Source organism: Prosthecodimorpha staleyi (assembly GCF_018729455.1).
GTDB lineage: Bacteria > Pseudomonadota > Alphaproteobacteria > Rhizobiales > Ancalomicrobiaceae > Prosthecodimorpha > Prosthecodimorpha staleyi.
Map to the genome: position 1 here is coordinate 445,191 of NZ_JAHHZF010000002.1, position 12,615 is coordinate 457,805.

A 12,615-nucleotide genomic window follows, 5' to 3' on the forward strand; every position below is an offset into this window, starting at 1 on the left:
CGTCGGGCGAGCCGGATCGCAAGACAAGCCTGGCCGCCGGGCGCTTTCGTCGATCCGGCCGGGACTCCCGGCCGGATCGGAGCATCGATCAGGCCGCGGTCAGCTTGGCCATGATCTCGTCGGAGACTTCGAAATTGGTGTAGACATTCTGCACGTCGTCATCGTCCTCGAGCTGGTCGACGAGCTTCATCAGGGTCTGCGCCTTTTCCTCGTCGACCGGCACCGTATTCTGCGGCTTCCAGATCGCCTTGATCGACTTGGCGGCGCCGAGCGTGGCCTCCAGCGTCTTGGAGACCTCGCCGATCGCCTCGAAGCCGCACAGGATGACGTGCGTCTCCTCATCCGAGACGACATCGTCGGCACCGGCCTCGATGGCGGCATCCAGGATGCCGTCGGCGGTACCCGCCGAGGCCGGATAGACGATCTCGCCGACATGGTCGAAGGAGAAGGAGACCGAGCCGGTCTCGCCGAGCGCGCCGCCATGCTTGGTGAAGGCCGCGCGGACCGCCCCGCCGGTGCGGTTGCGGTTGTCGGTCAGCGTCTCGACGATCACGGCGACGCCGGCCGGGCCGTAGCCCTCGTAGCGCACCGTCTCGTAGTTGGCGCCGTCCGCCCCGGCCGCCTTCTTGATGGCGCGCTCGATATTGTCCTTCGGCATATTCTCCGCGCGCGCATTCAGGATGGCGAGGCGGAGCTTGGAATTCATGGACGGGTCCGGCACGCCGTCCTTGGCCGCGACCGTGATCTCGCGCGCGAGCTTCGAGAAGAGCTTCGACCGGACGGCGTCCTGCTTGCCCTTCCGGTGCATGATGTTCTTGAACTGTGAATGTCCGGCCATGCGCGCCTCGCTGAGGTGTCTTCGGTAGTCGGGGGCGTTCCGCCCGGACCGGACGTCCGGGTCGCCGCCTCGCCGCGATCGATCGAAAGCGGTTGGGCTTATAGGCCGCGCCGCTACAAGAATCCAGCCGCGCCGCTATGCTGGTCTTCCCGCACCCGCGAAGGAGCCGGCCCAACCATGCCGTTGCACCCCGTCCGCCCAGTCATCGGCCTGATGCTGGGCTGCCTCTTCGGCCCGTCGGCGATCTCGGCCGAAGAGGTCGCGTGGACCCGCTTCGTGCCCGACGCCTATGACGGCGAACTCTTCTCCGGCAGGAGCTTCGTTGCCGGCACGACCGAGTTCGCCGCCGGACCGAAGGGCCTGACCGGCCTCTACCGTTTCCGCGACGGCGCCGAGACCATCGAGGGTCGCCTCGATACCTGCGGCACGCCGGCGCGCAATGTGCTGGTCTGCCGCTGGACCGACCGCTTCGGCCAAGGCACGCTGGCCGTCACCTTCACCGAAGACCTGCAACGCTTCGAAGGCTTCTGGTGGACCGAGGGTGACGCCAAAGTCCGCGCGCCCTGGTGGGGCAAGCGGAAGGTCGGCGGGTGAAGGAGTAGGCAGCGGGCGGTGGGCAATCGGCGGTAGGGCACCGTGGCCCTCGGGCCGCATGCGGTTGCACAATCCCACAACCGCATCCCCGGACAAGGCCCGAAGGGCCGCCGATCCGGGGCCTACTCGCATCGCCACGCGCCGCGATACTCACAGAAAGACCAATATCTTTCAAAGCGTTGTGAGAAGAGTGGGTCCCGGCTCTGCGCTCCGCTCCGGCCGGGAATGCGGCCCTTCGGGGGGCCATACTCCGGTGGGCAGGGAGCACTGGGCATTTGGCGTGGGCAATCGGCAGTAGAACACGGGAGCCATCGGGCCGCGCGCCCCAGCACACCCCCACAACCGCATCCCCGGACAAGGCCCAAAGGGCCGCCGATCCGGGGCCTACTCGCATCGCAACTCGCCGCGACGCTCATAATAAATCGCTATCTATCAATGCGTTGTGAGCAGAGTGGGTCCCGGCTCTCCGCTCCGCTCCGGCCGGGAACGCGGCCCTTCGGGGGGCCATGCTCCGGTGGAAGGTGGGCCGTGGGCATTTTGGGGTGGGCAATCCGGTCGTAGGGTGCCGGGGAGCCTTCGGGCCGCGCGCCCTTCCGCAATCCCACAACCGCATCCCCGGACAAGGCCCGAAGGGCCGCCGATCCGGGGCCTACTCGCATCGCCGCTCGCCGCAATACCCACAGAAAGAACAATATCTTTCAATGCATTGCGAGCAGAGTAGGTCCCGGCTCTCCGCCTGCGGCTCCGGCCGGGAATGCGGCCCTTCGGGGGGCACCACCCTACCGCCTACTGCCTCGCCGCCCTCACCAGAACCCCGGCAGGGCCGGCGCCAGCTTGCCGCCGAGGCGCAGGGGGGCCACGTCGGTGGCGAGGCCGGTCATCTCGTCGATCTCGACGCAGACGCCGGACAGCGTGGCCTCGCCGTTGGCGGGTTCGAAGCGGGAGCGCGGGATCTTGGAGGTGAAGCGCTGGACGGGCTCCTCCTTGTCCATCCCGAGCACGCTGTCATAGTCGCCGCACATGCCGGCATCCGACATGTAGGCGGTGCCGCCCGGCAGGATCATGTGGTCGGCGGTCGGGACATGGGTGTGGGTGCCGACCACCAGGCTCGCCCGGCCGTCGACGAAATGGCCGAGCGCCTGCTTCTCGCTGGTCGCCTCGGCGTGCATGTCGATCACGACGGCATCACATTGTTCGCCGAGCGGACATGCGTCGAGCTGGCGCGCCACCGCCGCGAAGGGATCGTCGAGCGCATCCATGTAGATGCGCCCCATGACATTCATCACCAGGACGCGGGCCCCGTTGCGTGCGACGAAGAGATTGGCGCCCCGGCCCGGCGTGCCGGCCGGATAGTTGACCGGGCGCAGCAGGCGCGGCTGCCGCTCGATGAACACCAGCGCCTCGCGCTGGTCCCAGGAATGGTTGCCGAGCGTGACCACATCGGCGCCGGCATCGAGCACATCCTGGCAGATCTCCTCGGTGATGCCGAAGCCGCCGGCCGAATTCTCGCCGTTGATGACCACGAAATCGAGCCGGTAGCGTTCGACCAGGCCCGGCAGGCGCTGGATCACCGCCTGGCGCCCGGACCGGCCGACGATATCGCCGAGAAACATCAACCTCATCGATCCGCTCCGCAATCGACCCGTCCGGCCTCGGTCAGGACCAGGCGCATCGGCCGGTCGTGGGGCTCGTCGGGCACCCGCGCGATCTCCTGGCAGGCGAAGGCAATTCCGATCTCCAGGAGCGGCCCGGCCGCCGCGATGCGGGCGATTGCGCGGTCGTAGTGGCCCTTGCCGTAGCCGATCCGGAAGCCGCGCCGGTCGAAGGCGGCGAGCGGCACCAGCATCACGGCCGGATCGACCACCGCCGCCGTCTCCGGCGGCACCGACAGGCCGAAACGCGCCGGCTCGAGCGGCTCGCCCGGCGTCCAGGCGCGGAAGATCATGGTGGTCCGGTCGTCCAGGATGACCGGCAGGCAGAGCCGATGCCCGCGCGCGGCCAGCCGCGCCATGGCCGGCTGCGGATCGATCTCGCCGCGGATCGGCAGGAAGCCGGAGACCAGCGTTCCGGCAGGCAAATCCAGCGTCTCGACGAGGGCGGCGACCCGATCCGCGGCCGCGGCCCGCGCTTCGGCCGGGACCGCGGCGCGGCGGGCCAGCGCGGCCGCGCGCAGATCGGCCTTCGACGCTGTCGCGGCGTCGGACATGGCAGGGTGGGGATCGGACGGCGCCGCGAGCGGCCTCGGCGAAGTGGTCACGGGGCGGGCGGGCTCGAATGCGGCGGCGGGAAGGCGGCCCGGCTTCGCGTCGGCGGCGAATGGCGCGGACGGCGCGCGAAAGCAAAGTGACGAAGCCACCGCAGCCGATGGATGTAACGATCCCGGGAACCTACAGAGTAGGTGGGCGCCGTGTGGAAGAACCCAGGGGTTCAACCGGGGACAGCTCCCGTTAAGATCGTTAAGGCCCCGGGGATTCAGTATCCTGTCGCACCGTGCAGCCTCGTCGATGACGAATATAGGGGAGCCGGACGAGCGAGGCCAGAGGCGATCGATGGTTTGCCGCCTGCGCGCCGATCAATTGACCGGTTTGGTGGCGGTCAGCGCGGCGGCGAGCTGCTCGATGCGCCGCGCAGCGCCGTCGATGCGTTCTGCGACCGCCCCTTCGAGGCGGTGTCGGTGATCCCGGGTGATCGCCCCGGCGTCCTTCAGGGCCCGATTCTCGCCTTCGAGCGCCTGCGCCTTGCGGCGGGTTTCGGTCAGTTCGTCGATGGCCATGATCGCCGCCATCACGGTCAGTCGATGGTCGCCGATCTCGCCGAAGGTCTGGCGAAGGTGCGAGATGGTCTGGTCGAGGCGGTGCGCGAGGCCCTGCAGATGGTCCTCCTGGCCGTCCTCGCAGGCCATCCGGTAGACCCGGCCGCTGATCGTGACATTCACCTGCGCCATGCCACACCGACCATCATGTTCCCGCCCGGGCCATCGATCCCCTCGGCGAAGCCACCCCCTCCCGTGCTGGCTCCGTACCGGCTACCGCCGCGTTCCAGCGAACCGGCGCCGTCCGGACCGCCCCTGCGTGCCTCGTTCCGAAGGGTTCGGTTCATCCGCCATTGGCCTCGAGCACGGACCGGATCGTCTCCATGGCGGCGACCAGCCGCCGCGAAACCTCCCGGTTGGTCTCTTCGAGCCGCCCCGAGCGCGCCCGCTCCTGATCCAGATCCTGGGCGAGCCGAGAACGATCCTCGCCGGTGCGGGACAGTTCGTCCTCCAGACCCAGCACGGAACGCTCATGTTCGAGACGTCGTTCGACGGCCGCTTCGAGCGCGCCGAGCGACATGTCCAACCGCTTCAAAGCCGCGTCGACGAGCGAGGCTTCGACCATCACGTCATCACGTCCCACGACACTCTACCCGTCCGGTGGCGCCCCCGCTCCGGTGCGGCGGGTCCGCCGGCGATCCTGCTCGACTCGCCGCCCTACGCATGCCTGACTCTATTAGTCATGGAAACGCGGGGTCAATCGCGAGAATGACCGATCGGTTCGCACCGTCCGGCGCTGCGCCCTGGTTACTTCACGATTGCTGATGGCATCCATCGAGATATGCGCATTGACAGGCGGCCTTCCCCTGTTATCAGTGCCGCAGCCTCGCCGCCCAGGCAGTTACCGGGCCGGAATTTGCAGCAGGAGAGAAAGAAATGGCAGTTCGCGTTGCCATCAACGGATTCGGACGCATCGGTCGCAACGTTCTCCGCGCCATCGTCGAATCCGGCCGCACCGACATCGAGGTCGTTGCTGTCAACGATCTCGGCCCGGTGGAGACCAATGCTCATCTTTTCCGTTACGATTCCGTGCACGGGCGTTTTGCCGGTGAAGTGAAAGTCGCCGGCGATACCATCGATGTCGGTCGCGGCCCGATCAAGGTGACGGCGGTCAAGGATCCCTCGACCCTGCCGCACAAGGATCTCGGCGTCGACATCGCACTCGAATGCACCGGCATCTTCACCGCGAAGGACAAGGCCTCGGCGCATCTGACGGCCGGCGCCAAGCGCGTCCTGGTCTCGGCCCCGGCCGACGGCGCCGACCTGACCGTGGTCTACGGCGTCAACCACGACAAGCTGACCGCCGACCATGTCGTCGTCTCGAATGCCTCCTGCACGACCAACTGCCTCGCCCCGGTCGCCTGGGTGCTGAACGAGGCGATCGGCATCGAGCACGGCTTCATGACCACCATCCATTCCTATACCGGGGATCAGCCGACCCTCGACACGATGCACAAGGACCTGTACCGGGCCCGCGCCGCCGCGATGTCGATGATCCCGACCTCGACCGGCGCCGCCAAGGCGGTCGGGCTGGTCCTGCCGGAACTCAAGGGCAAGCTGGACGGCGTCTCGGTGCGCGTGCCGACCCCGAACGTCTCGGTCATCGACCTCAAATTCGTCGCCAAGCGCCCGGTCACGGTCGCCGAGGTCAACGCGGCGGTGCGCGCCGCCGCCGACGGCAAGCTCAAGGGCATCCTGGGCTATACCGATGCCCCGAACGTCTCGATCGACTTCAACCACGACCCGCATTCGTCTATCTTCCACATGGACCAGACCAAGGTCATGGACGGCACCCTGGTGCGCGTCATGTCCTGGTACGACAACGAGTGGGGCTTCTCGAACCGCATGTCCGACACCGCTGTGGCGATGGGCAAGCTGATCTGAGTAGAACCGAACTCCCTGAGGGGGTCGATGAACCATCTGGTATTGCGAAGTCCAGCCGGCAGCCGAACACGGGATATGGCGCAGCGCATCAAGCGCCTTGCGCCTGATCTCTCCTGTACGGCTTGCGGGCACCGTGACTTCGCAATACTGGAGGACGTGGACGAGAATATTCGGACGGTCTTGCGCCGCCAGCCTTATGGCGGTGGGCCGTCTGCGCATTTCGTTAGTCAGCCTCTGGTGACGCTGCTATGCACCCATTGCGGTCGTCTCGAACAATTTGCGGAGGCGATCCTGAAGGGAGCCGAGCCGGCCGAGTATGGCAGTGAGGTCCGGCTCGATGAGTAACGTCACACGACTGCCGTTCGAGCGAGGCCCCGACGAGGGCAACGGCGGAGGTTCATCCGGTGGACCGCAGGATCCGATGCTGGAGAAGCGCATCGAAAACCTGGAGGTCGAGGTGCGGGAAATCCGCAACACCACTTCACGCCTCGAAATCCTGCTGACTGAAATTCGCGCCAATCTGGCAAATGTCGCAACGAGAGACGACATTCAGAATATTCGTACCGACACTGCCAAGTCACGCGAAGACCTGGCGCGCATCCAGGGGCGTCTCGAAAATATGCCCAGTGTCTGGCAGATGATCACCGTCATCCTGGGCAGCCAGATTGCCCTCGCCGGGCTTCTGTTCACCGCGATCAAGTTCGGGATCAAATGAACGCCTTCAAAACCCTCGACGACGCTGCGCTTGCCGGCCGGCGGGTTCTTGTCCGTGTCGACCTCAACGTGCCCATGGAGGGCGGCGCCGTCTCGGACGACACGCGCATCCGCGCCGTGGTGCCGACCATCCGCGAGATCGCCGACAAGGGCGGACGCGTGGTGCTGCTCGCCCATTTCGGACGGCCGAAGGACGGGCCGGAGGCGAAATTCTCACTCCGGCAGATCGTCGACGCGCTGGCCGAGCGGGTCGGCCGGCCGGTCGCCTTCGCGGCGGACTGCATCGGCCCGGCCGCGGCAGGCGCGGTCGCGGCGCTGCAGGACGGCGACATCCTGCTCCTGGAGAATACCCGCTTCCACAAGGGCGAGGAGAAGAACGACCCCGCCTTCGTCGAGGCGCTGGCGGCGCTCGGCGACGTCTATGTCAACGACGCCTTCGCCACCGCCCATCGCGCCCACGCCTCCACCGAGGGCTTGGCGCACCGGCTGCCGGCCTATGCCGGCCGCTGCATGCAGGGCGAGATCGAGGCGCTGGAAAAGGCGCTGGGCAGCCCGGAGCGGCCCGTTCTGGCCGTGGTCGGCGGTGCCAAAGTGTCCTCCAAGATCGATCTCCTGGAAAATCTGGTCGGCAAGGTCGACATCTTGGTGATCGGCGGCGGCATGGCCAACACCTTCCTGGCCGCGCAGGGCATCGCGGTCGGCAAGTCGCTGTGCGAGCACGATCTCGCTGAGACGGCGCGCCGCATCCTCGACAAGGCCAAGGCCGCGCGCTGCGACATCGTGCTGCCGGTCGACGCCGTCGTGGCGCGCGAATTCAAGGCCGGCGCGGAGAACGAGGTCGTTCCGGTCGATGCCGTGCCGGCCGACGCGATGATCCTGGATGTCGGCCCGAAATCGGTCGCCACCATCGCGGCGCGCATCGACGGCGCCCGGACGCTGGTCTGGAACGGCCCGCTCGGCGCCTTCGAGATCGAGCCCTTCGACCGGGCGACGGTCGCGGCCGCGCGCCATGCGGCGGAGCGGACACGGTCCGCCGGCCTGCTCACCGTGGCGGGCGGTGGCGACACGGTGGCGGCGCTGAACCATGCGGGCGTGGCCGAAGCCTTCTCGTATGTCTCGACCGCCGGCGGTGCCTTCCTCGAATGGCTTGAGGGCAAGCCGCTCCCGGGTGTCGAAATTCTGCGCAAATGATGCGGCGCGTGAGCGGCGTGACCGCCGCCGTCACGAGCCCGCCCGAATTCGGCGCCAGACCCGGCCGGCCATGATGCCGGCACGGGCTGGCGTCGTCGCATAGTGCGGCCGGATTCCACCGCCGTCCTCCGGAGTAGCGTCTTGTCGAGCCTCTATCTGATCACGCCGCGCGCGATCGATCTTGCCGTCTTCCCGGCCGAACTCGACGCGGCGCTGGCCGCGGTTCCGGTCGCCTCGCTCCTGATCGCACCGGAGGGGGTGAGCGAGATGGTGCTGCAACGCATCGCCGAGGTGCTGACCCCGATCGGCCAGCGCCACGGCGCGGCCGTCCTGGTCGCCGGCGACAGCCGCGCGGCCGGGCGCGCCAAGGCGGACGGCATCCATGTCGCGAGCGGCGTCGCCGATCTGAAGACGGCGGTTGCCGCCTTCCAGCCGCAGCGCATCGTCGGGGCCGGCAACCTGAAGACCCGGCACGACGCCATGGAGGCCGCCGAGGCCAATGCGGACTATGTGCTGTTCGGCATGATCGAGGCTCCCGAGACCCCGGACGTGCATCCCAAGACGCTGGAACTCGCCGAATGGTGGGCGCCGGTGTTCCAGGTACCCTGTGTCGCACTGGCCGGGTCGGATCTCGCCTCGGTCGACGCCCTTGCGGAAATCGGGGTCGACTTCGTCGCACTGCGCGACGCGGTCTGGTCGGACCCGCGCGGCCCCGCGGCGGCCCTCGAAGAGGCCGCCCGGCGCATCGCCGAATCCGCCCCGGAGACGGTCGCGTGAACCGGCCGGGGCCCCTCGCCGTCCTCATCGCCGCCTTGGCGACGGCGTCGGCGACGGCTGCCGGAACTGCCCTCGCAGCCGGCAATGCCGCCCACAAGGGCAGCCGACCGGATGCGATCGCGCCGCTGATCCGCGATTCCGAAAGCGGTGTCGTCCCATTGCCGCGCCCCGCGCAGCAAGGGCAACCGGTTGCCGCGCCGACGGCGCCCGACGTGCTCTATGCGGCCTACCAGCGCGGTCTCTACCTGGAATGTTTCGCCATCGCCACCCGGCAGGCCGGTGCCGGCGACGCCGTGGCCATGACCATGCTCGGTCATCTCTACGAGCAGGGCCTCGGAGTGGCGCGCGACAATTTCCGCGCCGCAAGCTGGTATCGCCTGGCCGCCGACCGCGGCGACCGGGAGGCGATCGCCGCACTCGGCCTGCTGACCGTGACCGGCACCGGCGTCCCGAAGGACAAGAAGCGCGCCATGGGGCTGTTCGAGGCGGCTGCGGCGAAGGAGCATCCCGGCGCCCTCTACAATCTGGCGCTGATGTATCTCGACGACGAGGTGGTGCCGCGCGATCCCGCCAAGGCGGCGGCCCTGCTCGCGCGCGCGGCGCGCGCCGGCAATGTCGAGGCGCAATACGGCTACGGCATCCTGCTGAAGAGCGGAGAGGGGGTGCCTCCCGACGCCTTCGAGGCCGCCCGCTGGATCGGCGACGCCGCCCGCACCGGCATGACCGATGCCGAACTCGAATACGGCATCCTGCTGGCCAACGGCCGCGGGGTGGCCAAGGACCTGCCCGGAGCCGCCCAGTATTTCCGGCGTGCGGCCTGGAAGGGCAATCCGATCGCCCAGAACCGCCTCGCCCGGCTCTATGCCGTCGGCATCGGCGTGAAGCTCGATCTGATCGAGGCGGCCAAATGGCATCTCCTGGCGCGCGCCAAGGGCGTGCCGGATTTCTGGATGGACCAGGCCATGTCGGGCCTCAGCGACGGCGAGATGAAGTTGGCCGAACGGCTGGCCGCCCGTTTCCCCGACACGCCCGACGATCCCGAGCCGGTCGCGCTCGGCCGGCCGACCGACGACACCGCCTGGCCGGCGGATGCCGCCACGGCAGACAACAAGCCGGTCACCATCCTGCCGATGTGGAGCCCGGCTCCGATCCCCTTCTCGGTCGTCGGACCGGAACGGAGCGATCCCGCCGACGGGGCCGCTACAGGCCTGCCGAACCTTTCGGGCGGCCTGCCGACATCGCCGCTGCCCGCGCCGTTGCTTCGCCCCCCCGCCCCCCGGTCGGACCTGCCGCCGGCCGAGACGCGGCCCCCGAACCCGGACACCCCGCCGCCGCCGGCTGCCGGGACCGCCGCCGGATCGACACCGGCGCCCGCCACGGCGGCGGCGACCGCGGTGCCTGCGCCCGCAACCTTGCCCGCCCCCACTGCGGTCGGCGCCGCAGCAGCCGGGTCCGCCCTGCCGCTGCCGCGGCCGTCGCCGAAATCAGGTCGCGAGGCGGTGGTCGCCCCCCACACCGAGCCGTCCCCGAATGGTCCGGCAACGCCCGGCCCGGCGCCGACGACCGGCGTGGCAGCGTCGATCGCCCGACCCGGTGCGGTACCGGCGGGCGGCGACGCCGGCAACGGCCCGGCGCGCCTGCCGCCGCCGCCGATCCCCGCCCTGCCCGACCCGATGCCGAAATCGCCTTGAACTGAAGCCGCGGATGTGGTGACGAAGGCCGTCCGCAAGCGCCGCTGCCGCGCTTCCCCAGAATTCTACGAGACCGTCCGCCACGCGACCGATGTGCGCCGCGGACGACGAGGTACACGATGGCCCGTTCCGCGCTGCTCAACGTCATGGTCGATGCCGCCCGCAAGGCGGCACGCTCGCTCACCCGCGATTTCGGCGAGGTCGAGAACCTGCAGGTCTCCGTCAAGGGACCGTCGGATTTCGTCTCCGCCGCCGACCGCAAGGCCGAGCAGATCCTGCAGCAGGAACTGGCCCGCGTCCGCCCCGGCTACGGATTCCTGCTGGAGGAAGGCGGCGTCGTCGAGGGCACCGACCCGCAGCATCGCTGGATCATCGATCCCCTCGACGGCACCACCAACTTCCTGCACGGGATTCCGATGTTCTCGGTCTCCATCGCGCTGGAGCGGCAGGGCACCATCGTCGCCGGCGTCGTGTACAACCCGGCCATGGACGAACTTTTCGTCGCCGAACGCGGCGGCGGCGCGTTCCTGAATGATCGGCGCCTGCGCGTCAGCAAGCGTTCCGCGCTGGCCGACTGCGTCATCGGCACCGGCATTCCGCATCTCGGCCGCGGCGACCACCCGGCCTATCTGAAGCGCCTGCAGAAGGTCATGAACGAGGTTGCCGGCGTGCGCCGTTGCGGCTCGGCCGCGCTCGATCTGTGCTGGGTCGCGGCCGGCCGTTTCGATGGCTTCTGGGAATCCGATCTGTCGCCCTGGGACATCGCCGCCGGTATTCTGATGATCCGCGAGGCGGGCGGTTTCGTCACCGATCTCGACGGCCGCGACAAGATGTTCGAGACCGGCACCGTGGTGGCCGGCAACGAGGATATCCATCGCCGCCTGCAAGCCATTCTCTGATCACGCATCCCGCGACCGGCGGGCAACGGGCCGGTCCGTCTCCGGGCCGCCGCCGAACGCCCCGGCAGGCGCGCGCCGTCTTGCCGGATTGCCCACTGTCTTGGGGCGGACGCATTTGCGGTGTTTGTTCGCGCGCCGAAGCGCGGTAGAAAGACCGGGTCGCGGCGATCAGAAGGGCACTCCATGGCGCGGGATTTCGACCCTCACCGGCTGTCCAGCCCGCAGCAGTTCCTGTGGCGCATGCTGATCTTCCTGATCATCGCGGGCTTCGTGGTGGTCATCCTGTACCGTCAGGTGATGGCCGCCTTCATGGCCAATCCGGGCCTGAACGGACTGATCGTCGGCGTATTGCTGCTCGGCTCCATCCTGGCGATCCGCCAGGTCGTACGGCTCTTCCCCGAGGTCAACTGGGTCAATTCCTTCCGGGTCGGCGATCCGGGCATCGCCGTCAGCGCCCAACCGCAACTGCTCGGCCCGATGTCGGCGCTTCTGCGCGATCGCGCCGGCAGGCTCGAAGTCTCGCCGGTCCTGATGCGGTCGATCCTCGATTCGATCTCGATGCGCCTCGACGAGACGCGGGACATCACCCGCTATATCGGCGGTCTGCTGGTCTTCCTCGGCCTGCTCGGCACCTTCTGGGGCCTGACCGAGACGGTCGGCTCGGTCGGCCGGACCATCTCCACGCTGAGCGTTGGCTCCGCCGATCTCGGCGTCATCTTCGAAGACCTGAAGACCGGACTTGCCGCCCCGCTCGGCGGCATGGGCGTCGCCTTCTCGTCCTCGCTATTCGGCCTGTCCGGCTCGCTGGTGATCGGCTTCCTCGATCTGCAGGCGAGCCAGGCGCAGAACCGATTCTACAACGAGCTCGAGGACTGGCTGTCTGCGATCACCGATATCGATCTCGGCGACCGCCGCGAAGGCCCGCTCGGCACCGTCGAATCGCTGCGCGTCGCCATCGAGCGGCTGAACCGGACCGTCCAGGAAAGCGGCGCGAATCGAACCGCCACCACGGCCATGGCCAGTCTGGCCGAGGGTATTCAGGGCCTGGTCACCCATATGCGCGCCGAGCAGCAGATGATCCGAGCCTGGGTCGAGGAGCAGACCGAGGAATCCCGCGAGATGCGCCGGGTTCTCGTAAAGCTCGTGGCGCCGGAGGACTTGCCGGAAGGCTGGCGCGAGGACGACTACCGCAATACCGAACGGCCCGGAGAATAG

The 12,615-nt window shown here is 68.5% G+C and carries 14 protein-coding genes and 1 other RNA gene; 9 read left to right on the top strand and 6 right to left on the bottom strand.

The window, feature by feature from the left end:
* Positions 1–88: 88 nt before the first annotated feature.
* Positions 89–838: a YebC/PmpR family DNA-binding transcriptional regulator gene (locus KL771_RS05055; protein WP_261967455.1), complete on the bottom strand. Its 750-nt coding sequence runs from the start codon at positions 836–838 to the stop codon at positions 89–91.
* 177 nt (positions 839–1,015) lie between these two features.
* Between KL771_RS05055 and KL771_RS05060 the strand changes: the two genes are divergently transcribed.
* Positions 1,016–1,432, top strand: coding sequence for a hypothetical protein (locus KL771_RS05060; RefSeq protein WP_261967456.1), 417 nt, complete (start codon positions 1,016–1,018; stop codon positions 1,430–1,432).
* 803 nt (positions 1,433–2,235) lie between these two features.
* Here the strand turns inward: KL771_RS05060 and KL771_RS05065 are convergent.
* From KL771_RS05065 to KL771_RS05085, 5 genes are all read right to left on the bottom strand, one after another.
* Complete coding sequence (locus KL771_RS05065) at positions 2,236–3,054, bottom strand: TIGR00282 family metallophosphoesterase (RefSeq protein WP_261967457.1); 819 nt, start codon at positions 3,052–3,054, stop codon at positions 2,236–2,238.
* Positions 3,051–3,638 (bottom strand): 5-formyltetrahydrofolate cyclo-ligase, encoded by a 588-nt coding sequence (locus KL771_RS05070; RefSeq protein ID WP_261967458.1) that lies wholly within the window; start codon positions 3,636–3,638, stop codon positions 3,051–3,053. The genes KL771_RS05065 and KL771_RS05070 overlap by 4 nt, the downstream gene beginning before the upstream one ends.
* 139 nt (positions 3,639–3,777) lie before the next feature.
* Positions 3,778–3,934, bottom strand: a non-coding RNA gene (gene ssrS, locus KL771_RS05075) — 6S RNA.
* A 70-nt stretch (positions 3,935–4,004) separates the two neighbouring features.
* A complete protein-coding gene (locus KL771_RS05080) occupies positions 4,005–4,376 on the bottom strand; it encodes a cell division protein ZapA (protein ID WP_261967459.1) in 372 nt (123 codons plus the stop codon).
* 151 nt (positions 4,377–4,527) lie between these two features.
* Positions 4,528–4,809 carry a DUF4164 domain-containing protein gene (locus KL771_RS05085; protein WP_054358342.1) on the bottom strand — a complete coding sequence of 94 codons (282 nt, stop codon included), beginning with the start codon at positions 4,807–4,809 and terminating at the stop codon, positions 4,528–4,530.
* Positions 4,810–5,120: 311 nt separating this feature from the next.
* Here KL771_RS05085 and gap point away from each other — a divergent pair, with 311 nt between their 5' ends.
* From gap to KL771_RS05125, 8 genes are all read left to right on the top strand, one after another.
* Positions 5,121–6,128 carry a type I glyceraldehyde-3-phosphate dehydrogenase gene (gene gap / locus KL771_RS05090; RefSeq protein WP_261967460.1) on the top strand — a complete coding sequence of 336 codons (1,008 nt, stop codon included), beginning with the start codon at positions 5,121–5,123 and terminating at the stop codon, positions 6,126–6,128.
* Between the two features lie 27 nt (positions 6,129–6,155).
* Positions 6,156–6,473, top strand: a complete 318-nt coding sequence (locus tag KL771_RS05095) for a hypothetical protein (protein ID WP_261967461.1) — start codon at positions 6,156–6,158, stop codon at positions 6,471–6,473.
* Positions 6,466–6,843: a hypothetical protein gene (locus KL771_RS05100; RefSeq protein ID WP_261967462.1), complete on the top strand. Its 378-nt coding sequence runs from the start codon at positions 6,466–6,468 to the stop codon at positions 6,841–6,843. Before KL771_RS05095 ends, KL771_RS05100 begins: the two co-directional genes overlap by 8 nt.
* A complete protein-coding gene (locus KL771_RS05105) occupies positions 6,840–8,033 on the top strand; it encodes a phosphoglycerate kinase (protein WP_261967463.1) in 1,194 nt (397 codons plus the stop codon). The genes KL771_RS05100 and KL771_RS05105 overlap by 4 nt, the downstream gene beginning before the upstream one ends.
* A 141-nt stretch (positions 8,034–8,174) precedes the next feature.
* Positions 8,175–8,810 (top strand): thiamine phosphate synthase, encoded by a 636-nt coding sequence (locus KL771_RS05110; RefSeq protein ID WP_261967464.1) that lies wholly within the window; start codon positions 8,175–8,177, stop codon positions 8,808–8,810.
* The gene (locus KL771_RS28290; protein WP_315901478.1) at positions 8,807–10,501 is read left to right on the top strand and encodes a tetratricopeptide repeat protein; all 1,695 of its coding nucleotides are present in this window, start codon (positions 8,807–8,809) and stop codon (positions 10,499–10,501) included. Before KL771_RS05110 ends, KL771_RS28290 begins: the two co-directional genes overlap by 4 nt.
* 119 nt (positions 10,502–10,620) lie before the next feature.
* A complete protein-coding gene (locus KL771_RS05120; protein WP_261967465.1) occupies positions 10,621–11,400 on the top strand; it encodes an inositol monophosphatase family protein in 780 nt (259 codons plus the stop codon).
* A gap of 183 nt (positions 11,401–11,583) precedes the next feature.
* A complete protein-coding gene (locus tag KL771_RS05125; RefSeq protein WP_261967466.1) occupies positions 11,584–12,615 on the top strand; it encodes a flagellar motor protein MotA in 1,032 nt (343 codons plus the stop codon).